This is a genomic window from Bacillus paramycoides (assembly GCF_001884235.1).
Classification (GTDB): Bacteria; Bacillota; Bacilli; order Bacillales; family Bacillaceae_G; genus Bacillus_A; species Bacillus_A paramycoides.
On record NZ_MAOI01000079.1, the window covers coordinates 343134 to 367936 of the forward strand.

Below are 24803 nucleotides of genomic sequence, written 5' to 3' on the forward strand. Positions count from 1 at the left end.
AGATACAAAAACAACGCAAGTACTTATAAAAATAAGTACTTGCGTTGCTAAATATATCTCTACCTTGAATACATTTTTGGACATTCATCCCCATTCGGTTCATAAAAACAATGGCTTTTAAATTGCCCAGCAAACGGCTGGTTATACCACTCGGGCGGGCAAGCTCCGACTGGACGAAAATACCAAAGAGCCCATCTTGCTGGCCAGCGCCATTCACCTTGTAAAACTCGTCTTGCGATTTCTTTTTCTGAGTCACGAGCACGTTGATAAAAGTATCCGTATTGAACCGCTTCAAATCCGCCAGGGCTTTGATACACAGCATCGCGTACTGTACGGATCTGTTTAAAATCTAAGCAATCACAAAATACACGGTTTACTACAACACATCCAACAAGTTGTTCTCCTTGTCGACCTTCGCCTTCAGCTTCAGCACGTATTAAACGTGCAAGTAATTCAACGTCACTTTCGTTGTATGGAATAAGGGGCATAGTGATACCACCTTTCTTTACCTGTTATAGTAAAGAGTGTATGTTTCAAAATGAGCTAAGTGCTTTTTTCTTTAAAATTACTACTAATTTTAAAAAGGAGCTTATACGGTTAAAAGCTAATTATTATATAGAAGATAAAAATGAAAAAGGAGAGGTACTATGCATCGTATTCATAAAGACCATATCATTTACGCAATGTCTTCACATAATGAGCCATGTATGGAAGTAGAACCTGGGAGCAGGATTATATTTGAAACGTACGACTGCTTTGAAAATCAAATTGATTCTGAAGATGTTGTGTTTCAAGAACTAGATTGGAATCGAATTAATCCAGCGACTGGACCTGTATATATTAAAGACGCAGAACCTGGTGATATATTAGTCGTAACGATTGAAAAGATTAGAATTGCAGAGCAGGGTGTTTTAACTACAGGTGTGAACCTTGGTGTAATGGGTGATGAGCTAAATGAAAATACAGTGAAAATTGTCCCAATACATAATGAACATGTTGTATTTTCAAATGAACTACAAATTCCAATTAATCCAATGATTGGTGTAATTGGTACTGCACCGAAAGAAGAGAGTATTTCATGTGGCACTCCACATGATCACGGCGGGAATATGGATTGTAAAGAGATAAAAGAAGGAACAACATTATTATTACCTGTAAATGTTCCAGGTGCTCTTTTAGCATTAGGTGATTTACACGCTGCAATGGGTGATGGTGAAATTGGTGTTAGTGGGGTGGAAGTTGCTGGAGAGGTAACTGTAACAGTTCAAACTATAAAAGGAAAGAAATGGCCACTACCAATGGCTATCCAAAAAGAAAAAATAATGACGATTGCTTCAGAGAAATTGTTAGATGATGCAGCTAGTCGCGCCGTACATAATATGGTAACATTTTTACATGAAGAATTAGAAATGCCTAAAGCTGATGCAACTCTTTTATTATCAGCAGCAGGTAATTTAAAAGTTTGCCAAGTTGTGGATCCGCTGAAAACGGCGCGGATGGAACTAGGGATGGATTATGTGGAGAAACTGGGATTTACTTTGATTGAATTTCATATTAAATAAGAAAAAATATAAAAAGGATACTTTGGTATAAAAGCATCCTTTTTATAATTTACGGGTTTAATGAAAAGAGATAGTATTTATTTTGTATAATTGTATATGAGATTGTGGATCGAAAAGGAGTTAAAAAATGGTTAAAATTATGATTGTAGAAGATGATATGAAAATTGCGGAGCTATTATCAACTTATGTTGCGAAATACGGTTACCAAGGAATTATTGTATCGGATTTTCAAAATGTGTTAGACATATTTTTAGAAGAACAACCAGAGTTAGTTTTATTAGATATTAATTTACCAAGTTTTGATGGATACTATTGGTGTCGTCAAATTCGTGCGGTTTCTACATGTCCGATTTTATTTATCTCGGCCCGTGAAGGTACGATGGATCAAGTTATGGCGTTAGAAAATGGTGGCGATGATTTTATTCCAAAGCCTTTCCATTATGAAGTTGTAATGGCGAAAATTCGCAGTCATTTAAGACGTGCTTATGGAGATTATGCACCCAAATTAGAAGAACGCATGGTTGAGCAACAAGGTCTTTGTTTATATCCCGAAAGACTTGTATTAAAACTTAGAAACCAAGAGATTGATATAACGAGAAACGAAGCCATTTTATTAGAAATGTTAATGAAAAATTATCCGCGCGTTGTGAGTAGAGAAGTGTTACTTAATAAATTATGGGATAGTGAATCCTATGTTGATGATAATACATTAAGTGTAAATACAACACGTGTACGTAAAAAGTTAAAAACGTTACATATTGAAGGAGCAATTGAAACGATTCGTAGTGTTGGATATAGACTGCATATTACTTGGGGAAATGGTATGGAAAAATGATAAGGCTATTTATACGTGATCATATACCACTTATATGTTTTACTGTTTTCCAACTCCTAGCCATATTCCTTGTATATTGGTTTGATGGGCATAATCATATTACAACGGCATTATATGCAATGTTCTTAGGTGCTTTTTTTATGGTAAGTTATATATTATTTCGTTATTTTACACATCGATCTTTTTATGAACGGTTAGCAAATCCGATGCAATCTTTGGATGAATCTGTTCAAAAATCTGATTTTGCAGTTTTATCTACTGCTCTCCAAGATCTGCTTGAGGTGCAATATCGCCATTATCAAAATCAGCTGCAATTACAAGAGAGAAAAAATAATGATCATTTAACCTTTATGAATCAGTGGATTCATCAAATGAAAACACCTTTATCTGTAATAGAATTAATTACACAGGATGAAGTGGATTCGCGTTTTGAAAGTATAAATGAGGAAACAGATAGATTGAAAAAGGGGTTAGAGATGGCTCTGTATGTCGCACGTTTAGAAGCATTTACACAAGATTTTTATGTTGAAAGAGTACAATTACATAAAATAGTGAATGATTCTGTACATGAACATAAACGCTTCTTTATCCGGAATTTTGTATATCCAGAGCTTGAAATTGATAAAGGTATTATTGTAGAAAGTGATGCGAAATGGTTACAATTTTTAATTGGACAAATTATATCGAATTCGATTAAATATTCATCAGGTAGTAGAGAAAAGATTAAAGTAAAAGCATGTAAGGAAGGTAATACAGTTGTACTTGAAATTATCGATAGTGGCGTAGGGATACCAAAGCAAGACTTGCCAAGAGTATTTAAACCTTTCTTTACAGGAGAAAACGGTAGAGATTTTAAAGAATCAACTGGAATGGGACTATATCTTGTATATGAAATTACAAAACAATTAGGACATAGTGTAGAGATACATTCAAAAGTTGGTAAAGGTACTGTTGTACGAATTAAATTTTGTAATGTGTAAAAAGTGATTCAGGCTAAAGAACTTTTGAGATAAGTTTTTTAGCCTTGTTTTATACCGTTGATAAAATTCCGGAATGAAAGATTATTTACATAAGTGAAGCAAAACGATCTTGTTAAAAATAAAAGAAATACTAGATACATTAATGCTTTTTAGTATTAAAAGAGAATCCTTTTTTACTAGTTAATGAAAGAGGTGTATTGAAATGGATATTCGGAAAATGAGATATTTCATAACGCTGGTAGAAGAATTAAACTTTAGTCGTGCAGCAGAGCGGCTTAGGATGACTCAACCACCTTTAAGTCAAGAAATTCGTAAATTAGAAGAAGAATTAGGGGTTCAACTTTTTCATCGAACAAAAAGAATGGTTGAACTTACCAGCGCGGGGAAAATATTTTTAGAAGGTGCACGGCAAACGTTGCTTCAAGTAGATAGAATCATTAAAGAAACACAGCTTGCGGATGAAGGGAAGATAGGACATTTAATAATTGGTTTTGTCGATTCTACAGAAACTGTTATAAATATATTAAAAAAATTTCGAGAACGTTTTCCTAAAATACAGCTCATATTACGCGAGATGACAACAGACCAGCAAATAAAAGCACTCTATGAAAAACAAATTCATATTGGATTTATTCGTTCCAAGCAGAACAATGAAATATTAGCTTCCGAAGTTTGTTCTGAGGAATGTTTAAAATTGGTTTTGCATCAAGATCACCCTTTGGTTTCGTTACCTAATATTTCAATCAAATCATTAGTTGATGAACCATTTATTTTATTTCCCCGTCATTTTGGTACAAACTTTTATGATTTAATTATTAGTTACTTTTGGGAACATGGAGTAAGTTTAAATATTGTTCAAGAAGCGATTCAAATGCAAACGATTGTGAATTTAGTTGCTGCAGGAATAGGGATTTCTGTCGTTCCATCATCGGTGGAAAGTTATAAAAAATCGGGAGTCATGTATAAAGAAATTCAAGAAAACACACCGAAAATAAATTTATATGTTGGATGGAGACAAGATGAAAAGTCTGTAGTGTTAGAGCACTTCTTAACAGTTGTTAGAGAGGTTTATACGACTTCATAATTTGAATTTAAAGAGAAAAAGCCCATCTTGATGGGATGGGCAGTGGGAATTTTGAAAGGGAAACTTTTATATTAAATTAGGACGACAAAGTTATTTTTATGCTTTTCATTAAGTATATTACTGATGTTTCAGCCTGTTTTGCTTGGATCGTACTCAATGAAACCTTTTAGTACACTATCAATTTGATCCATAATTTCAGGTTGCAATTTAACACCAGCAGCTACTACATTTTCTCTTATTTGCTCCGGATTTGAAGCGCCGATAATCGCGGAGGAAACAGCTGGATTTTGTAGTACCCATGCAACTGCGAGTTGAGGTAGGGTAAGATTATTTTCTTGCGCGATGGGATTGAGTTTCTGGATAGCAGTGAGTACATTATCACTCATCCAACGTTGCACGAGTTTGTGGAAAAATGGTTTACCAGCATCTGAATTAGCACGTGATTGAGTGGGGATTGGTTTACCAGGTTGATATTTTCCAGTGAGAATCCCTTGTGCGAGGGGAGACCATACAACTTGACCAAGTCCCTCAAGTTGACATGTTGGTATCACATCAGTTTCGATAACTCGCCACAATATCGAGTATTGAGGTTGACTAGCAATGAGTGGAATTTTCAATTCTCGTGCAAGTGCTGAACCGCGGGTGATTTGTTCTGATGTCCATTCACTTACACCAATATAAAGAACTTTTCCTTGTCTTACAAGATCTGAGAAAGCTAACATCGTTTCTTCAAGAGGAGTTGTTGTATCAAATCTATGTGCATAATAGACATCGATGTAGTCTGTTTGTAATCGACGTAAAGATGCATTACAATTTTCTAAAATATGCTTTCGTGATAAGCCTCTATCATTTTTTCCAGCCCCAGTCGGATGGCACACTTTTGTACATAGTTCTATACTTTCTCGGCGTATACCTTGCAAAGATCGGCCAAGGACTTCCTCAGCTATAGTGTCCGAATAAACATCAGCAGTATCGAACGTTGTAATACCGACATCTAGTGCGGTTTTCACACAATCATTTGCAGTATCCTCATCTACTTTTCCACCATGGTTTATCCAATTCCCATATGCAATCTTGCTTACAGTTAATCCACTGTATCCTAGTTTACTAAATTCCATTGTAGAATCCCCCCTTAAAAATGATATCTTTATTATAAGAACTGAAATTTAATATGTATAATATATGATTAATGATAAATTTATATAAAAATTATATAAGAGGGAGTGCTTAGAAGTTTACTGGTAGGGAAATATAAAGCCAGTATTACAACAAATGTTGTTTGTGCTTAATCGATATGAAGTGTAGAAATGATAAATAGACCTAAAAAAAGGGACCTTTATAACAGCACATATAATTGCATTTACTCATACAGTACTATTATGGTACAATATGGTTACTAAAGACGGAAAGGAATGATGGATGGACGATGATTAACTAATCTTATTTTTAAATGTTGAAATTCAATAAATTTCAATTTATAAAAAATAGGATTAGTCTGCCCAATTTCCATACAACGGTATTGCTATTTATTACGCGTAATAGCTTATTTGGGTATAAATAATGTAACGACTAATCCTGCCAAATTAATTTGGGAGGATTTTTTTGTTCTCCCTTAATGAAAGGGATCGGTAATATGAAAGAATTATTAAAATTAAATGATGTTTATGTTGAAATAATGGAAAATACTTTATTAGAAAAAATGAATGTTACAGTAAAACAAGGGGAAGTTATCGGATTAATTGGTAAAAATGGTGCTGGTAAATCAACTTTACTTCAATTAATAAATGGGAAGATTGAGCCATCAAAAGGCACTGTTGAATGGCAGCAAATGAATATGACAACAGCATATGTTGAACAAGAAAAAGAATCTTTTATTAGTAATGATGTAATTGCAAAAGAAGCAGAACTTCTTGCAAAATGGGGCGTTCCAACGAACGATTTTATTACGTTAAGTGGTGGTGAAAAACTGAAAGTTCGACTAGCAAAAGGTTTTGCCGAAAATCCTAATGTCTTAATATTAGACGAACCGACAAATCATTTAGATGAGATGAGTACGGAATTTCTCATTAAACAAATAAAAAATATGAAAGGTACAATTATTGTAGTATCACATGATCGATATTTTTTAGATGTTGTCGCAACAAAAATATGGTCAATTGAGGATAAGAAATTAATTGAACATAGCGGTAATTATACGAGTTATATGAAAGCGCGTGAGCAAAAACGAATGACGCAGCAGCGTGAATATGAAAAACAACAAAAAAAGATAGAACAAGTAGAAACTCATATAAAAGAATTAAGTTCATGGTCACAAAAGGCACATGCACAGTCTACAAAACAAGAAGGAGTTAAAGAATTTTATCGTGTGAAAGCGAAGCGAATGGATGCACAAGTTAAGTCAAAACGAAAACGTCTCGAAAAAGAGCTTGAGAAAACGAAAATAGAACGTGTTAAAGAAGAGTATTCAGTTGAGTTCTCTATTCAAGCGAATAAAAAAGTAGGAAAACGCTTCTTAGAAGTGAAACAATTGCGGAAAAAATTTAATAGACAAACATTATTTGAAAACGTTAATTTTACAATCCAGCACGGTGAGAAGGTTGCGATTATTGGACCAAACGGCAGCGGGAAAACAACATTACTGAAGATGATTATGGGAACGGAAACTGTTCAAGGAGAAATATGGATTTCACCATCAGCAAACATCGGTTATTTAACACAAGAAGTATTTGATTTACCTCTTGACCGAACGCCTGAAGATTTATTTTATAGAGAGACTTTTGAAGAAAGAGGGAAAGTCCAAAATTTAATGAAACATTTAGGGTTCCAAGCTTCTCAATGGAAAGAGCCTATTCAGCATATGAGTATGGGTGAGCGAGTAAAATGTAAGCTAATGGCTTATATTTTAGATGAACCGACAAATCATCTAGACTTACCTTCAAGGGAACAGCTTGAAAATACATTGGCTGAGTATAATGGAACACTAGTTATCGTTTCTCACGATCGATATTTTCTGGAGAAAACAACTAACACGAAACTCGTGTTTTCAAACAATACGATACAAAAGCAGCTAGAAGAACCTACTAAAACAAGAGATGATATTGAAGAGCTACGTTTAACGTTAGAAACAGAGAGACAAGAAGTATTAGGTAAATTAAGCTTTTTAACTTCTAACGACAAAGGATATAAAGAACTTGACGAACGATTTAAAGAACTTACGAAGCAGATAAAGGCACTTTAATGTGATTATGGGTACCTCTAGCTAGGAGGTATCTATAATTACTGAATAACAAATTTTATTAAAGGGGATTAACATGGGAGAAGAAAATTCGACTAAGTTATTTAGACTAGATTGTGGCGATATTTACTTACAAGAATTTTCCATTGAAGATGCGGAGAGTATTTATAAAATATCGAATCAACCGGAAATAGAAAAGTTTTTGCCAGACTGGAAATCAAAGAAAGAACAAAGGGTTGATTGGGTTACAAATTATGAAATACCTTCTAATAAAGCATTTCTAATGGCAGCTAAAAATCATTCGAGTATAGATGGACACTTTTTAAAACTAGGAGTATTTATTAAGGATACTCATAAGTTTATTGGATGGTGCTGTACAGGCATGAAAGAAGAACTCCCTTCACCGAATAGAGAAATTATGTACGCCATTTCAAGCGAGTATCAAAATAATGGGTACGCTACTAAAGCGACTAAGGGATTGATTGACTATTTGTTTGAAAATACAAATGTAGATGTCCTTAACGCAGTTGCTTTAATCAACAACGTACCATCAAATAAAGTTATTGAAAAGTGTGGATTTAATTATCTGAATCAACAGACGATAGAAAACCAACTATATAATCATTATATATTGAGTAAATCAGAGTGGATAAAAAATAGTGCTCTTTAAAAGGAGCTATAATGGAATGAAATCATTACCAAAAAAGCTTAGAGCTTAACACTCTGAGCTTTTTTACGTACTATTTACTTTTTTGGTTTTACTTGCGAATTATAAGTTGTTATTCATCGTTTTGAAGTTGTATAGTTATTCTTTATAATATCTTGCATGTTGCTAATAAAGAATACAAGGAATACAGCAGTTATTAATGATGATAAACATCTCTTAATCCCACTTCAGGTTTACAAGGTGTCCCAGAGACCAGAAATAAGTAGCACTGTATTTCATGCTGCCATGCAAATATTATAAGATAGATATACATCGGTTATAGTTTGAAAATAGGTTTATTATCAGTTTTTTTAGAAATCTTACAAGCGTGTAAGATAAATGAAAGATGAATCAATATGAGCTATAAGACAATTCATTTACACTTTATAGTGAGTAGTGCAAATGAAGGGAGAATATAAATGGAAATTTTACATGCAAAAAGTATTAGTAAAGTATATAAAGGGAAAATACCTTTTAAAGCATTGGTAGATATCGATTTATCAATTCAAGAAGGTGAATTTGTAGGGATTATGGGGCCATCAGGAAGTGGGAAAACAACGTTATTAAATATGGTATCTACTATCGATTCTCCAACATCGGGAGAAATATTAATAAATGGTACAAATCCTTTCCAGTTGACATCAGACAATTTAGCTTTATTCCGTAGGAAACAGTTGGGATTTGTTTTTCAATCATTTAATCTACTTAGCACACTTACAGTAAAGGAAAATATCGTATTGCCGATGACATTAGATGGTGTTTCTTTACAAGAAATGAACAAACGAGTGGAAGAAATTGCAGAGAAATTAAATATTACAGATATATTGAGTAAAAGAACTTTTGAAATATCAGGGGGACAAGCTCAAAGAACAGCAATCGCTCGCGCTATCGTTCATAAGCCGCAATTATTACTTGCAGATGAGCCAACAGGGAATTTGGATTCTAAATCTTCAAATGATGTAATGGAGATGCTAGATACTCTTAATAAGGAAGAAAAGGCAACGATGATGTTAGTTACACATGATCCGTATGCAGCGAGTTTTTGCAGCAGAGTTATATTTATTAAAGATGGTCAACTATATAACGAAATTTATTGTGGTGAAAGTAGGCAAACTTTTTATCAAAAGATTATGGATGTCCTTTCTTTGTTAGGAGGGAAAAGGCATGACTTTTCGTCAGTTCGCATTTAATAATATTTTTCGTAATAAGCGTACATATGCTGCTCATTTTTTAAGTAGTGCATTTTCTATTATGATTTTCTTTACGTACGCCCTTTTATTATTTCATCCAGATTTACAAGGTGAGTTAAAATCGACAAGTGAAACAATAAGTGCATTCGGTACTTTGGGATTTAGAATTTCACAAGGTTTGATATTTGTATTTTCATTTTTCTTTATTCTATATTCAGTTAGTTCATTTTTAAAAACACGTAAGAAAGAATTTGGCATTTTAATGATGCAAGGTATGTCAATGAGACAGCTTAAGAAATTATTATTGATTGAAAATATGTTAATTGGATTTGGATCAATTTGTTTCGGAATTATAATTGGTCTCATATTTTCTAAATTAGTTTTATTGATAAGTGCAAGTGTATTAATGATTAATAATGGCTTACCTTTCTATATGCCGATACAAGCGGTACTATTAACTGTCATCACGTTTTTTGTTTTATTTTTAATTGTTTCGCTAGTTACTTTTAAAATGATAAAAGTAACAGAACTTGCGGAACTCATTCAAGCAGAAGAAAAACCGAAGCCTGAACCGAAATCTTCAATTTTATTATCGCTACTATCTTTAGTTAGTATAGGGTGTGGATATATTTCAGTATTTCGTTTTATCTCAAGTCACAGTTTTATTATGCTTGGAATTGGTGTACTCCTTGTAATTATAGGAACGTACTTTTTATATACACAGTGTAGCGTTTATATATTATATCTTGCGAAAAGGAGTGAATCTTTCTTTTTAAAGAGAACAAATATATTAACATTTTCAGAATTGATTTACCGTATGAAAGATAATGCAACCATGTTTTTTATAGTATCTGTTATTTCAGCAGTTGCATTTACAGCAATTGGTACAACATCTGCTCTTGGAAATAAAGATTTGGTAAGGATGACCAATCCGTATACATTTCTGTATACAGGTCCTGAAAAAGATAAAATAGCGGATAAACATCTTTCTATTATAAAAAAACATCTTGCTGATGCTAATATTCCGTATCGAATGGCTTCATCTTCAAATAAATATACAGAAAGTAACGTAAATGTAATGAAGTTAAGTGAATATAACGAACTAGCGAGAGCACTCGGGTATCAACAAGAAACGATTGAAAAAGAAGATGAAATTTTATTAATCCCTGGAGTCGTATCACAAAAACAAGAATTTAAAAATGGTGACTATAAAAAGAATATTGAAGTCATTCAAGGAGATTGGACAAAGATATTTCAAGTGAAAAAAGCTGTAGAAAATTTAGTTTTACCACATGATTCTAGTAGTATTTTTATTGCTGTTCAAGATCATGTGTATGATGGAATTCCTCTTACTAGTGACCCGGATAATAAAGATATTCAATATCGTACTTACGGATTTGTTGTAGATGATTGGATGAAAACGAAGGAGATTTCAAATCAATTAAATAGTATATTCGATAAAGATAATAGAGAAGTACATTTTGAATTTCGGGCTTTAACATTAGAGTTGCTAGGTGCGAAGCAAACGAATGGATTATTACTTATGGCAAGTATTTTAGTCGGCATCGTCTTCTTCACATTCGCCGCTAGTTTTATCTATTTCCGATTATATACTGATTTGGACCGCGATCAACAGCAATATAAAATGATTTCGAAAATGGGATTAAGTAAACGAGAATTAAAAAAAGTTGTAACGAGACAGTTATTATTAATGTTCTTCTTACCGATTGTCGTTGCGGTGATTCATACTGTAGTTGCTTATACGGCATTACAACAATTAGTCGATTTTTCTATTTTAAATAGCTCTATCGTTATTTTAATTTCATTTATATGTATACAAGTTTTATATTTCTTTATAACCCGTTGGCGTTACCTCCAAAAGCTTTATAAGACTATGGAGCAATAGAGTATACCGACTATAAAGATTACGAAAAAGCATGTTCTAAAAATGAATTGAATTATGAAAGGAATCGTGATGAAAAGAACACTATCTATTTTCATGTTAACTATAATAATTTTAATAAGCTTAAGTGCATGTTCTAAAAATAACGCCTCATTTCCAGCTAACGGTGTACTAATCATTGGAGATGAAAATAATATTTCACCAATTATTAATCGTTATAAGGCAAACACGAAAGAAAATGAAATTTTTTCAGTGAAAACAGGTACATTTGGAAAAGGAAAGGTACTAATTTTAAATGAATCTACAGCACAAGCGATGATTAAAGCTAAGATTTTTCGTAAACGGGATAAAATATCCGATTCTATACCTATAGATAAGTTACCGAATATCCCGAAAGATGGATCACTATTATTTACACATGAAGACGAAGGTACTATGAAAAGTATTGAATTAGAAGGAAGAGAGATTCCTGTTATATACGATAGTAATGCTTGGATTGGTAACACTCGTAATTATGGGTTTCAATGGTATGTGATTGTAGCGAAAAGTAGTGTATATAAAGAAATAAAAGCAAATGAAACGAATTTGCAACTTCTCCATCTAAACAAATCTTTAGGTGATGAAAAACCTAAAATGTCGACAGATAATACATTGATAAATGAATATGTAAAAGTAAGAAAGCAAATTAAAGATTTTGATGGAAAAGTATCAGTTCAGTTTGTAACGATTGGAGAAAAATCTTAAAAAAGAGTTCGAGGTTGATAGAAACTTTATCAACCTTGAACTCTTTTTAGTTTATAGACCATTCAGATAACATAGATTACATTACTTCATTTAATCGAGTCTCACTCGTTTCTTCAATCACATTCGAATTTTGAACCGAATTATTTTGAGCTTCTTTTTCTTTACGGGATTTTTGTAGCATTTCAAGTATGATCCATAAAGGAACACCTTTATCTTTCAACATCTTCCATAAATCTAATTCGTTAAATTTATGCTCCGGTTGTTTCATTTCTTTTTCAGATGAACGAATATCAAATTTGATTGGATCATTTGATTTTTTTTCTTCAATTTTAGTAGAAGAGAGATTATTATGCTCAAGACTAGAAGGAGTAATTTTAGTAGATTGAGATAATGTATTTATATTTAATCCTATTTGCATATTGCTTTTCCTCCTTTTTATGTAATGAAGATAGCTTTCTTATAATTTATAGATTTGTTTAACATGAGGAAACTATATTTAATTATAAATTCAAATAATTAGATTTACAAGTTGTATTGTAAAAAGTTAATGCATACTTGAAATAATATTTATCAACATTTGTGTATGTTTTCTACATATACAATGTATATAAAATATTTTACATTATGTATAAGTTAATAACTAATTGTGTGGATTGTTTTCATATTAAAATGTAAACGTTTTATTAGGGGGAGAAAGTATGGGGAAGTTATTCTTTAAAATATGTTTTTTCGCATTAGTGGCTGTTTGTTCATTCACAGCGAAAACAACTTACGCTGAAGAGAGGCCACAAAATAATTATCCTATCGTTTTAGTAAATGGATTCGCGGGATGGGGTAGAGAGGAAATGCTAGGGGTAAAATATTGGGGTGGTTCTAATGATATTCAGGAAGATTTAAAACGAAATGGTTATACAGTACATACAGCTGCTGTGGGACCTGTTTCTAGTAACTGGGACCGAGCGTGTGAATTATATGCGCAAATTAAGGGGGGAACAGTAGATTATGGGACAGCACATTCAGAAAAACATGGACATAATCGTTTTGGCCGAACTTATAGCGGGTTTGCACCGAATTGGAGTGAATCAAATAAAGTTCACCTAATTGGACATAGCATGGGTGGACAAACAACGAGAACTTTAGTTCAGTTGTTAAAAGAAGGAAGTTTTGAAGAAAAGAATTATGTGAAAAATCATCCGAATACGAATATCTCACCTTTATTTGAAGGTGGAAAATCATATGTTCATAGCGTTACAACATTAGCAACTCCTCATAATGGTACAACACTTGCGGATGGAAGTCGTCTGTTGCCGTTTGTTAAAGAATTACTTATTGCGGCTGCGAGTATGGGAGGGAATAATAATCTATCATTATATGATTTTAAATTGGATCAATGGGGTATTAAGAAGAGTGCCGGAGAGCCCTTTTTGCAATATACTGATCGTATTCTAAATAGTTCAATTTGGAAAAATACAAAAGATATAAGTCAATGGGATTTAAGTACTGATGGAGCAAATGAATTGAACAATTGGGTAAAAACACAATCAGATGTGTATTACTTATCGTATAGTGGGCATGCTTCGCAAGCAACGCCTTTAACAGGTTTGCATCTACCCCATATTACGATGAATAAAGTATTAATGGGAAATGCATTTTTCTTAGGCTCCTATACAAGGTATGAAGAAAACCGACCATTAATTGATACGTCTTGGTGGCAAAATGATGGTGTAGTAAATACAAATTCTATGATTGCGCCTTCGTCTAATATTGCTGTAAATGATAATGAGTCTTTACAGATTGGAAAATGGAATCATATCGAAACGAAAGTGAATTGGGACCATCTCGATATGGTAGGATTAAGCGTTTCAGACACATTAGGTTTTTCTAATATTCAAGAGTTTTATAAAACAATTGCAGAAAAATTATCACGGTTACCGAAATAGATAATAATAAAGCGCTCTCGATGGAATTCGAGGGCGCTTTATATTATATTGAAAGAGGGATTTGGTAGAAAACATGGGGGGATATTATGAAAATTCAAGTTGTATTATCAGGGTATGGGACAGTAGGAAGAGAGTTTATAAAATTATTAAACGAAAAACATTTATATATAAATGAAACATATGGAATTGATTTAGTTGTTAGTGGAGTGATAGGAAGAAATATTGCAATACATAATGAGGAAGGTTTGTCTATTAATGATTTATTGTTATATGGTGGTGGTACTGCTGCAATTGAAAAATATATAGAACATTATCCAGAGAATCGTGGAACTATTAATATAAATGGTACTGTATTAGTTGAATCAACTGCTACAAATCTTAAAAATGGAAATCCAGGGAAACAGTACATGGAACAAGCTATTGAAAATCAAATGGATGTAGTAGCTATTTCAAAAGGCGCACTTGTTACAGCTTGGAGTGAACTGAATGAGGAAGCACGTATTTCAGGCTCACGTATTCGGTATAGCGGTGCAACTGCGGCTGCGTTACCTACATTAGACATTGGACAACTAAGTTTAGCAGGTTGCCATATTGAAAAGATAGAAGGAATATTGAACGGGACAACAAATTATATTCTTACAAAAATGTATGAAGAAGATAAAACGTTTGAAGAAGCGTTGCATGAAGCACAAAATAAAGGAATTGCGGAGACTAACCCATTATTAGATATTAGCGGGATGGATAGCGCATGTAAATTATTACTTTTGACGAATAGTTTAATGGGAACAGAGTATTCACTTAAAGACATACATATCGAGGGAATAGAAGACATTAAAAAAGAACAAATTCAAAATGTGAAGGAACAAAATAAATCTATTAAATTAATTGCATCAGCATATAAAGATGATGATGGAAAGATAAACTTAAAGGTACAACCATGTGATATAGAGAAAGAGCACCCGTTAGCAAATATAAATGGTACCGAAAAAGGAATTACGTTCTTTACAGATACAATGGGACAAGTCACTACAATTGGTGGAGCTTCTAATCCACGCGGAGCAGCAGCGGCTGCTTTAAAAGATGTAATTAACTTATATCGTAAAGATTTGTAAGACCGTACCGCTATTAATAAAAAATACATATGTAGTGGACCTTTTGAGAATGAAATAAATATGCAAAAATAATTGCAGGGGGTTAGGAATTGTTTAAGGATTTTAAAGTTGTAAAAGATCGTCCCGTTTATATTCAATTGAAGGATTATTTGAAAAAGATGATTATGAAAGGGCATTTGTTAGGGAACCAGAAAATTCCATCAACCCGAGAACTGAGTGAATTATTATCTGTGAGCAGAAATACAGTACTCGCTGCTTATGCGGATTTAGAACAAGAAGGACTAATTTATGCAGTTAAAGGAAAAGGAAATTTTGTTGCGAAGGTGGATATAAGTAACACTTCGTCTGTTGAAATAGATTGGAAAAATAAACTCAATACAGTTACCGCATTAGCGGATGAATTAGATTTAATGAAACATGGTGTTCGCTGGGAAAAAGGAATGATTGTTTTTAATAGTATAGCCCCGGACGAAAAGCTATTTGATGTTGAAAATTTCAAAAGAGCTTTTCTTACTCGTATGTCCATTGAAGGGAATATCGTATTAAACTACGGATATGCAAAAGGTTATCGACCGTTAATGAATTATCTACTTCATTACATGGAAATGAAAGGTGTAGACATTTCGAACAAAGATATTTTAATTACAAACGGATTTACAGAAGGGTTAGATATTGTATTATCTTCTTTATCGAAGAAATCAGGGCGTGTTATTTGTGAGAATCCAACTCACCATGCTGCACTGAAGCTTTTTCGCTTACATGGACTTGAAGTTCATGGGATGGATATGAGAGATGATGGTATTGATACGAATCAATTAGAAAAAAGTTTGCGTGAAAAAGATTTTGATTTCGCGTATTTAATTCCTTCTTATCATAATCCAACCGGTATTGTTACGAGTTCGGAGAAAAGAACGGAATTGATGAGATTATTTTCAAAATATAAGATTCCAATTATAGAGGACGGATTTAATGAAGAATTACGTTATTCAGGTTCACATTTAGCGCCATTATTAACTTTTGCTGGGGCTGGTAATAATGTGATTTATATTAGTAGCTTTTCAAAGGTACTTTTCCCTGGTTTACGTGTCGGTTGGATCATTGCAGACAAAGAACTGATTCATTATTTAGAAAGTGTAAAAAGAGCAAGGACCATTCACACATCAACGTTAGATCAAGCTGTTCTGTTTCAATATTTACATGAAGGATATTTTGAAAAATATTTAAAAAAGGCAAGATCTGTTTATAAGAAAAAATATGAGTTAGCTGTTGGGGCGTGTAATCAGTACATTCCGTTTAAAAGAATGACTGGAGATGGTGGACTTCATTTATTTATAGAATTGGAAGAAAAAATTCATGCCCGCACACTTTTACAAAAATGTTATGAGAAAGGAGTTACGTTTTCTCCTGGAGATGTTTTTTACTCTGATGGAGGAGGAGCGAACACTTTCCGATTAGGCTTTTCACGTTTGAAAGAAAAGGAAATTGTTAGCGGGATTCAAATAATTGGTGATACATTAAAAAATGAAATTTGGAGTTGAGAAGATGAGAATTGGCGTTATTATGGGAGGAGTATCCTCTGAAAAACAAGTATCAATTATGACTGGGAATGAAATGATTGCACATTTAGATAAGAGTAAGTATGAAATAGTTCCAATTACGTTAAATGAAAAAATTGATTTAATTGAAAAAGCGAAAGACATTGATTTTGCATTGCTAGCATTACACGGAAAATACGGAGAAGATGGGACAATTCAAGGTACGCTTGAGAGTTTAGGTATCCCTTATAGCGGGAGTAATATGTTATCTAGCGGTATATGTATGGACAAAAATATTTCGAAAAAGATTTTGCGTTATGAAGGAGTAGAAACACCAGATTGGATTGAACTTACAAAAATGGAGGATCTAAAGCTTGAAGAGTTAGATAAGTTAGGCTTTCCATTAGTGGTAAAACCAAACACTGGCGGATCGAGTGTTGGAGTAAAAATCGTCTATAATAAAAATGAATTAATTTCTATGCTGGAAACTGTATTCGAATGGGATTCTGAAGTAGTAATTGAGAAGTATATAAAAGGTGACGAGATTACGTGTTCCATTTTTGATGGAAAACAGTTACCTATCATTTCAATTCGACATGCAGCTGAGTTTTTTGACTACAATGCAAAATATGATGATGCTAGTACAATTGAAGAAGTTATAGAACTTCCAGCTGAAATTAAAGATCTTGTAAATAAAGCGTCAATTGCTTGTTATAGAGCATTAAAATGTAGTGTTTACGCTAGAGTTGATATGATTGTAAAAGATGGAATTCCATATGTAATGGAAGTTAATACGTTACCTGGAATGACAAAATCAAGCTTGTTGCCAAAAAGCGCAGAAGCAGCGGGAATTAGCTATAGTAAGCTATTAGATATGATTGTTGAAACGTCTTTACAAGTAAGGAAAAACGAAGGATTTTAATTTTTAAAAAATGATTGGTTTATTATTTTAATAGAACAATCTAATAAGTTTGACAGTTTCAAGAAGTATGCTATGATGAATACGAAAACTATATATTTATCCACTAGGGGTGCCTATAATAGGCTGAGATCAAAAGTGTTTTTGAGACTCTTAGTACCTGATCTGGTTAATGCTAGCGTAGGGAAGTGGAGAAGACGGATAATGATTAACGAATACGTTTTTGATGTCTATTTCACTTTCTTTACGCTTGTAAAGAAAGTTTTTTTATTTTACAACACTAGAAACCAGGAGAAGTACTTATTATATAGTTTCAAAAGTAGACTTTTATTTATTGGAGGGATTTAAGTGTCTTTTTCACAGTCATTACGTAATGAAGTAAATTCTATTTGGGAATCGAGTTTCAATCATCCGTTTGTGAAAAAACTCGGAGAAGGAACACTAGATTTAGCTAGTTTCCGTTATTATGTGCTCCAAGATTCATATTATTTAAGTCATTTTGCTAGAGTGCAAACATTAGGTGCTGCAAAGGCCCTTGAATTAGAAACGACGGCTCGTATGGCGCATCATGCACAAAATACATATGAAGCTGAGTTATCATTACATAAGAACTTTGCTAAGAAATTAGGAATTACGAAAGAAGAAAAAGACAATTTTGTTCCAGCACCAACTGCATATGCGTATACATCCCATATGTATCGTGCTGCTTATGAGGGGCATTTAGGAGATATTATTGCAGCTATACTACCTTGCTATTGGCTATATTATGAAATTGGTGAACGTTTAAAAGGAAGTCAGCCAGAAGAACCAATCTATCAAGAATGGATTTCTGCATATGGATCGGATTGGTTCCGTACCTTAGTAGAAGAGCAAATCACACGATTAGATACTATCGCTGAAAAAGTAACAGAGGCAGACCGTAATCGTATGAGACAACACTTTATTATTAGTAGTCAATATGAATATTCCTTTTGGGAAATGGCATATACATTAGAAAAATGGCCGGTGAATAAAGAAGTCAAAGGTGTTTTTTAAAAAAGAGTATAGTGAAGGTATCGCTTTATAAAGAGGCGATACCTTTTAATATATTTAGTTTCTGTAAACATTTTGTAAATTATATATACATAATATAACGATTTATCATATAATCGTTTTGATTATACTAGGCGATGTAAGGAGGGATTTATTTGGTAAAAGTAATACGTGAAATATAAGAAAGTATTGGAATCTTTCATGAGGTTGGTTTATGTAATGTTATATTCGTATAATGCGATTAAAATGTTTCTTCTGAAGTACCTGGTTTTAAATTAATAAGATTGGGCTTTATAAAAATTAGCAAGCTTTTTTAGTTTTATTCATAATCAAGATAATTAATAAAGAGAGGAAGTATTCATAGTATGAAAAAAATACAATTATTAACATTTAATGATATAGTAGAACCCCTCTTTAATGAAAAAGTAGCATATATATATTTTCCAATTGAATGGCTTGATATTGTAGATATACATTATAGAACATTTTTATTAACGAGCAAATTAAAACTTTTAAATGAAAGATTGTATGATATGTTCTCTGACATATTATTCATTCAGCATAATCCATATATATTAAAGGAAGATACGCCTTGGATTGTTTCAAAAGAACCAATGAGACAAGAACAGTTAGACTATATTTTACAAAGTTGGTATGCGGTTATTCATGATTGGAAACCGAATAAATTAACAGATCCACCAGGTTTAGAATGGCATTATGATTTAATATGTAATTTACCAGTATTACATGATAAAGAAACATATTCTAAATGGGTTCCAGCATTAATTACACATGTTTTTTGCGAACAGCCTGTACGTATGAATAATAAGAATGAAGAAGAAATATATTTTTCACCACTTCGATCAAAAAATATTTGTGAAGCGATGTCAGAGCCAATTATAGATGAAGAAACACAAGATTATTTCGCTTATGTGTATCGGTTTGAATATATAACTCGTGGAGGCGAGAATATTCCACTTTTGAAAGTATCCATAGGGATTAGGCGATTTTATCAACAATATAATCATAAAGATATGTCTATACTTTTGAGTCGGAAACGCGGATTAATACTAGTTTCAACTCCTGAATTTGCATCGGAAAATAAAAGGCAGCGATTTGTAAAGTTAAAAGTGCAACAAGCGAAAAAAGGAATAAAGTGGATTAAACTTTATAGAAATTTAAAAGATGATTTTAAGATAGGAGGAGAAGTAGTGTTAGATCATATTCTTCAATATCCGAAAGAGTATATTGCGGGAACGAATGTAAGAGTGCTACTGCCATATAATGAAAAAATATATAAAGTTCAAGGAACAAAGATAAAATTTGGTATAAGAGTAAGAGATAAAGAGGAACTTTTTAATGAATTCCAGCGAAGTTTTCCATATTTCACATTGCTTCCAGAATGTGAAAAGATATTAACTAATACTGAAAATGAACAATTACCTTTATTTGCGCCAAAGGGATTAAAAACAATTACGTTAGAAGTATGGTCGAACGATATATTAATAGAGATAGAACAAGCGTTATTAGAAAGTAAAGTAGTTCTGGCTCAGAATGATGATTCCACTTATTTATTAAATGCAGATGCTCCAGTTTTGTTGAAGATAGTGAGATGTAATATTGAGAAAGTGTTACAAAATCCATATCGCATGCAATATTGCCATAAATATAAAACAAATCTTGTTGACGATGTCGTGAAAGCTGTGCACGCTACAGCAGGAGAGCGAAATGAAACGACGTTAGCATTAATTGCAATAAAAAACTATGACGGGCGTGAGAAAATTGATCCGAAGCAAATTATTCGTGAAGGATTCGCTCGAACGAAACGTATTTCAACATTTATTAATTTATTTATCGGACAAAGTGTGTCTAAAGGAGAAATAATAACCGCAGTTTTTAGTTTGTTAGAGCAAAAGGGTTTCTTAAAGCATAGTTGGAATAAGATGGAATTACCAGGTACTTATGTAAATTTATCAATTGAGAAAATATATAAATTCGATTCCTTACCTATTTTTTCAAAAATAAATGGGACAGAAATTTCATATAAATTATACGGACAAGCAGAGTGGAACACGATTAATCATACATTATTAAATATAGATAATTATAATGCGGTTGTACCCCAGCCATCTAAAAGAAATGATATGGGAGTTCGTTTTAAACAATTCGTGTCCGAAACGTTAGTTGAAATATTACAAGATGCGCAAAAGCGAAATGAAGATGTTTATTTTATTGTAGATGCAAATATGAGAAAATATTGGATAAAAGAGTTGCAAAATGAAACCATTGATATAGATGTTTTACCCGATATAATCTCGAATTCAAAAGAATATTCAAATTTAAAAGTAGTAAGAATTAATACAACTTTTGATGTACCGAGTTATATTACTAGAGAACATAATTACGTTATAGATGAGAGTGGCTTATTTGCAGATCAAAAAGGAATGTATTATAGCACTAATGCATACGTGTTAGAGTGTGATGAGATTGTACAGCAGTACATACTTGAAATTATCCCGTTAGGTGCAAAACCCGAAGAGAGGGACGACATCGCCAAATTGATACATTACATGTGTTGTAAAACAAGCTCGCTCACGGAAAGAAATATACACAAGACATATTCGATGCAAATGGCTAAATTAATTAAAAATTATATTACGGATATAGATGCAAGAGAATTTAAAGAATTTAATGATGAATTAGATGTGGATATAACGATCTTAGAAAAGAAAGATTCGTTGTTATTAATTTAAATATCAGTAAACAAATCCTGCTAGTTATAATGAGCAGGATTTGTCATTTTTTAATGTAAATATAGATATGATTTGTCATGTATATTTTCTTTTTCATATTTACTTTATTCACATACGGGATTAAGATGTTTTTTAGAAATACCACTATTGTATCACGAAGAGTTGCCTTAAAATATGAAATTCACTTCACAAAACTGAAAAAGAATTTGAAAGGAATGGGGAATGGTGAAAAAATTAGATGTACTATTAATGGTACTGAGCAGCCTCTTTCCAGTTGCAGGCATTATGAAGCAAATCCCTCTAGAGCAATCTTTATTTATTGGAGGGTTATTATTTTTCACTAGTTTTGGTAGTTATTACGCAAAAAAGATGTACTCACGAATATGTAGCTGGATAGCATACGCTTCATTTATTACATTATTGTTAGTCATTTGGAATCAATATGTTACAATGAGTTCGTTAATAGCGAACGCGAAAATCGCTGCATGTATCGCTTTAATTCCATGTATATTCCGTTTTCGAACATACGGGCTTACAGTAGGCTTACTCTCACTATGGTCTGCATTGTTATGGGATATAAAAGAAATAAAGTCATTAGCAATTCTTGAGCGTATTACAAGTTTAATGACAACACATTATTCATATCTTCTGTTGCTAATGGGAGGACTTATATTTGGTGGATTACTTGCGATGCTATTGCACCGTAAAGAAAAAGATAATAACGTAGAAAATACAAATATATTTAAACAAAAAAAGAAACGCAACAAGCCAACATTTAAAATTCGTATTCCTAGATTACCAAAGTTTAAGGTTAAATTATTTAAGTTTGGCGGAAAGTCTCCAAAACGAAAAACGCCAGAAACTATTTATGAGCGTAATTATGATAAACCAGTTGAAACATATCAAATGATAGAGCAAGAACAGCAACATAAAGTAGAAGCTATACAAGGACAAACAAGGATGGAACGTCGAAGAAATAGGTATAATGCATAGTAAAATTAGTAAACCCCTTAATGATTTATCGTAGAATTGATAGATTATTAAGGGGTTTTATATATAGTTCTTTAATACTTTGAATGGAAAATAGATTTCTAAAGAAATTTGTAGCATACTTTAAAAAGTGAGACTTGAACAAAATAATGGAGGTGCCAAAATGCTTATTTTTACAATTATTTCTGTATGTATATTATTCTTAGTGAGCTTTTTACATGTATACTGGGCTTTCGGAGGAAAGTGGGGAACAAATAGCGTCATTCCAACTGAATTTGGAGAAAAAACGTTTACGCCCGGTACAGCAATGACATTATTAATTGCGCTACTATTAAGTGTAGCAGCAATAATTTTATTACTACAAGCGAAGGTTATTAGTTTTGCGGTTCCAAACGTTATTATTCAAATTGGCACATGGGTTTGTATGATTGTTTTTTTCATTAGAGTAGTAGGTGAGTTTAACTATTTTGGAATATTCAAACGCAAAAAGGATACTCCTTTTGCTAAAATGGACACTCTTTTATATATTCCTCTTTGTGCCTTCTTATCTCTCACATTTTTATTAGCAATTATCCAGTGAAAATATATAAATTCGTATTAGTTAATACATTTTAGTAATGTAAAGAACTTGATATAACAAATGTTGAAATAGGTGGTTTCTGTGTAATCAGAAACCACCTATTTTATCCCGCATTAACGGGCAGTAAGACTCCCACCTCAAAATTCGATTGTAAAGCAAAGAAGTTAGGAGGGAGATTAGCTGCCCTTAAAAGCCCGATTAGTTGAACTTTATATGAGTGCAAACATTGATCTTCAAAAGATATTATTTCTAGAATAAGACACCAATTTAAAAACTAAAATAAGGTTGCAAGTAGAAACGTGCACATTTTTTGTTGGGATAGATTTTAGTTAGGAGTTCTAAGATTGTTGCATTTCTTTTATTTTTTTGGTTCCCAAAATACAACTAATAATTGCAAGTATTGCACTTGAAGATATAAAATTTACAGTCCAATAAATTCCTGTACCAGTAATTAAGTCGATAATTACAAATTTTTTAATTGCCGAACCTTGTATAGTATGAAAAATAAATTGGTTGTTTTTGTTGTCCAATGTTGTCACGTCCCTTATCTTTTTTTAATACATATGACAAGGTAGGCTTGTTCTAGTCATTTAATCTCAATGAAATGATAAAGAGCAATAAAAAGAGCTGCTAGCAAAATGTGAAGTATGTAAAAGTCTGTATGAATGGTGGAAGTGAGCACAAATTCTCGATGACTTTAGATCATTTTGAAGAACTTATTACTACAGAGAATGGGTTACTAGAAAATATATTAGTTTGTATTGAAAATGTAATGATTAACCCTACTAATATTTCTTCTGTAGTAGAAATAATTGGCGTGCCAGCTTAATTTATGGAAGTTTAAGGAGAGCAAAATAAAAAACATCCATTAAGGTGTTTTTTGTTTATGATATAGAAATTGTACTTTAAATATATGAAAAGAAGTTTTGTGATTATGTAGAATAGCAAGAGTACGTTGATACAGAAAAAACTTTTCTAGCGTGTTAGTTACCTCGATGTGTATCTATCTCTTTGGCACCTAGGCGAGGGTGCTTTTTTTATGCACATTTTAACAAGGTACAATATAGGACAAGTTCTTCGTGTTCTATTCAATACTCAGAGAAAACCTCTAATCACATGAGGGCATCCAATTGCAAGGATGCTCTTTTTTGTTTGTAAAAAGTGTAGCTTCATTAGAATAATAAGAGGAGTAGCAAAATACCACTTACAATAAAACCGACATGTACTCATGTGTATTTAAGAAAAATCACTACGAATTCTTCTACGTAAAGTATGAATCAATAATAAAGATCTAACTAGAAACAGTATTGCATTTGAATCATAGCAAGGTTAAGTAAAAGAGAAATCCGAAAGATTTCTTTAATCTTAGATCTTCAACTTATCTTTAACATTAATAAATATTAAAAATAATATTATGGCAGATATTAGGTTAGACAAGTAGAATTCTTGGTGAAACAGTAGCTCAAAGATGACATCGAAAGTGTATAGTAAACCGATTACCGGAAATATAAAAATAAATAGATATCTCCAATTTTTTAAATATTGTTTGTAATTAATAAGTACTTTCTCCATAGATTTTGCTCCTATAATTTTTATTTTCTATATAATTATACATTTAAATAAAAAGATTTACAAAGCGTTTTAAAAATAAATAAAAATTACCGTTAATATATCACTGTACTAATATGAATTTTAAAATAGAT

Annotated in this window: 23 protein-coding genes and 1 riboswitch; of the genes, 18 read left to right on the forward strand and 5 right to left on the reverse strand. The window is 32.4% G+C overall.

Annotation, left to right across the window (positions count from 1 at the left end; genetic code table 11):
- Positions 1–59: 59 nt before the first annotated feature.
- The gene (locus BAU28_RS17960; RefSeq protein ID WP_002172215.1) at positions 60–488 is read right to left on the reverse strand and encodes a cell wall hydrolase; all 429 of its coding nucleotides are present in this window, start codon (positions 486–488) and stop codon (positions 60–62) included.
- 159 nt (positions 489–647) lie between these two features.
- On the opposite strand from BAU28_RS17960, the gene BAU28_RS17965 reads away from it, so the two are divergent.
- The 4 genes from BAU28_RS17965 (at position 648) to BAU28_RS17980 (ending at position 4461) form a co-directional block, all read left to right on the forward strand.
- Complete coding sequence (locus BAU28_RS17965; protein WP_071719402.1) at positions 648–1562, forward strand: acetamidase/formamidase family protein; 915 nt, start codon at positions 648–650, stop codon at positions 1560–1562.
- Positions 1563–1689: 127 nt separating this feature from the next.
- Positions 1690–2397: a response regulator transcription factor gene (locus BAU28_RS17970; protein WP_071719403.1), complete on the forward strand. Its 708-nt coding sequence runs from the start codon at positions 1690–1692 to the stop codon at positions 2395–2397.
- Positions 2394–3377 carry a sensor histidine kinase gene (locus BAU28_RS17975; RefSeq protein WP_071719404.1) on the forward strand — a complete coding sequence of 328 codons (984 nt, stop codon included), beginning with the start codon at positions 2394–2396 and terminating at the stop codon, positions 3375–3377. The genes BAU28_RS17970 and BAU28_RS17975 overlap by 4 nt, the downstream gene beginning before the upstream one ends.
- Before the next feature lie 202 nt (positions 3378–3579).
- Complete coding sequence (locus BAU28_RS17980; RefSeq protein ID WP_071719405.1) at positions 3580–4461, forward strand: LysR substrate-binding domain-containing protein; 882 nt, start codon at positions 3580–3582, stop codon at positions 4459–4461.
- Between the two features lie 128 nt (positions 4462–4589).
- Here the strand turns inward: BAU28_RS17980 and BAU28_RS17985 are convergent, their stop codons facing one another.
- Positions 4590–5579, reverse strand: coding sequence for an aldo/keto reductase family protein (locus BAU28_RS17985; RefSeq protein ID WP_071719406.1), 990 nt, complete (start codon positions 5577–5579; stop codon positions 4590–4592).
- 515 nt (positions 5580–6094) lie between these two features.
- Between BAU28_RS17985 and abc-f the strand changes: the two genes are divergently transcribed.
- The 5 genes from abc-f to BAU28_RS18010 all read left to right on the forward strand — a co-directional run bounded on the left by abc-f (position 6095) and on the right by BAU28_RS18010 (position 12239).
- Positions 6095–7699 carry a ribosomal protection-like ABC-F family protein gene (gene abc-f / locus BAU28_RS17990; protein ID WP_071719573.1) on the forward strand — a complete coding sequence of 535 codons (1605 nt, stop codon included), beginning with the start codon at positions 6095–6097 and terminating at the stop codon, positions 7697–7699.
- A gap of 73 nt (positions 7700–7772) precedes the next feature.
- Positions 7773–8366: a GNAT family N-acetyltransferase gene (locus BAU28_RS17995; RefSeq protein ID WP_071719407.1), complete on the forward strand. Its 594-nt coding sequence runs from the start codon at positions 7773–7775 to the stop codon at positions 8364–8366.
- A gap of 455 nt (positions 8367–8821) precedes the next feature.
- Positions 8822–9592 carry an ABC transporter ATP-binding protein gene (locus tag BAU28_RS18000; RefSeq protein WP_025148476.1) on the forward strand — a complete coding sequence of 257 codons (771 nt, stop codon included), beginning with the start codon at positions 8822–8824 and terminating at the stop codon, positions 9590–9592.
- Positions 9567–11498, forward strand: a complete 1932-nt coding sequence (locus tag BAU28_RS18005; RefSeq protein ID WP_071719408.1) for an ABC transporter permease — start codon at positions 9567–9569, stop codon at positions 11496–11498. The genes BAU28_RS18000 and BAU28_RS18005 overlap by 26 nt, the downstream gene beginning before the upstream one ends.
- A 69-nt stretch (positions 11499–11567) precedes the next feature.
- Complete coding sequence (locus BAU28_RS18010) at positions 11568–12239, forward strand: lipoprotein BA_5634 family protein (protein ID WP_071719574.1); 672 nt, start codon at positions 11568–11570, stop codon at positions 12237–12239.
- Positions 12240–12315: 76 nt separating this feature from the next.
- Here BAU28_RS18010 and BAU28_RS18015 read toward each other — a convergent pair whose 3' ends face one another.
- Positions 12316–12657 carry a DUF3914 domain-containing protein gene (locus BAU28_RS18015; RefSeq protein WP_071719409.1) on the reverse strand — a complete coding sequence of 114 codons (342 nt, stop codon included), beginning with the start codon at positions 12655–12657 and terminating at the stop codon, positions 12316–12318.
- A gap of 280 nt (positions 12658–12937) precedes the next feature.
- Here BAU28_RS18015 and BAU28_RS18020 point away from each other — a divergent pair, with 280 nt between their 5' ends.
- The 8 genes from BAU28_RS18020 (at position 12938) to BAU28_RS18055 (ending at position 23100) form a co-directional block, all read left to right on the forward strand.
- A complete protein-coding gene (locus BAU28_RS18020) occupies positions 12938–14179 on the forward strand; it encodes an esterase/lipase family protein (RefSeq protein WP_071719410.1) in 1242 nt (413 codons plus the stop codon).
- Positions 14180–14265: 86 nt separating this feature from the next.
- Entirely contained in the window at positions 14266–15291 is a 1026-nt protein-coding gene (locus tag BAU28_RS18025) for a homoserine dehydrogenase (protein ID WP_071719411.1), read from the forward strand.
- 89 nt (positions 15292–15380) lie between these two features.
- The gene (pdxR, locus tag BAU28_RS18030; RefSeq protein ID WP_025149131.1) at positions 15381–16829 is read left to right on the forward strand and encodes a MocR-like pyridoxine biosynthesis transcription factor PdxR; all 1449 of its coding nucleotides are present in this window, start codon (positions 15381–15383) and stop codon (positions 16827–16829) included.
- Between the two features lie 4 nt (positions 16830–16833).
- Positions 16834–17748, forward strand: a complete 915-nt coding sequence (locus BAU28_RS18035; RefSeq protein ID WP_071719575.1) for a D-alanine--D-alanine ligase — start codon at positions 16834–16836, stop codon at positions 17746–17748.
- Between the two features lie 95 nt (positions 17749–17843).
- Positions 17844–17949, forward strand: a riboswitch (TPP riboswitch).
- A 144-nt stretch (positions 17950–18093) separates the two neighbouring features.
- Positions 18094–18780 carry a thiaminase II gene (gene tenA, locus BAU28_RS18040; protein WP_071719412.1) on the forward strand — a complete coding sequence of 229 codons (687 nt, stop codon included), beginning with the start codon at positions 18094–18096 and terminating at the stop codon, positions 18778–18780.
- A 362-nt stretch (positions 18781–19142) separates the two neighbouring features.
- On the forward strand, positions 19143–21530 hold the full coding sequence (locus BAU28_RS18045; protein ID WP_071719413.1) for an RNaseH domain-containing protein: 2388 nt from the start codon (positions 19143–19145) through the stop codon (positions 21528–21530).
- Positions 21531–21755: 225 nt separating this feature from the next.
- Positions 21756–22523 (forward strand): DUF3959 family protein, encoded by a 768-nt coding sequence (locus BAU28_RS18050; RefSeq protein ID WP_071719576.1) that lies wholly within the window; start codon positions 21756–21758, stop codon positions 22521–22523.
- 160 nt (positions 22524–22683) lie between these two features.
- Complete coding sequence (locus BAU28_RS18055) at positions 22684–23100, forward strand: DUF3995 domain-containing protein (protein WP_025149125.1); 417 nt, start codon at positions 22684–22686, stop codon at positions 23098–23100.
- Between the two features lie 338 nt (positions 23101–23438).
- Here the strand turns inward: BAU28_RS18055 and BAU28_RS30990 are convergent, their stop codons facing one another.
- Complete coding sequence (locus BAU28_RS30990) at positions 23439–23630, reverse strand: hypothetical protein (RefSeq protein WP_071719414.1); 192 nt, start codon at positions 23628–23630, stop codon at positions 23439–23441.
- A 110-nt stretch (positions 23631–23740) separates the two neighbouring features.
- Between BAU28_RS30990 and BAU28_RS18065 the strand changes: the two genes are divergently transcribed.
- Complete coding sequence (locus BAU28_RS18065) at positions 23741–23929, forward strand: hypothetical protein (RefSeq protein WP_071719415.1); 189 nt, start codon at positions 23741–23743, stop codon at positions 23927–23929.
- A 536-nt stretch (positions 23930–24465) separates the two neighbouring features.
- Here the strand turns inward: BAU28_RS18065 and BAU28_RS18070 are convergent.
- Entirely contained in the window at positions 24466–24672 is a 207-nt protein-coding gene (locus tag BAU28_RS18070; RefSeq protein ID WP_071719416.1) for a hypothetical protein, read from the reverse strand.
- Between the last annotated feature and the right edge of the window lie 131 nt (positions 24673–24803).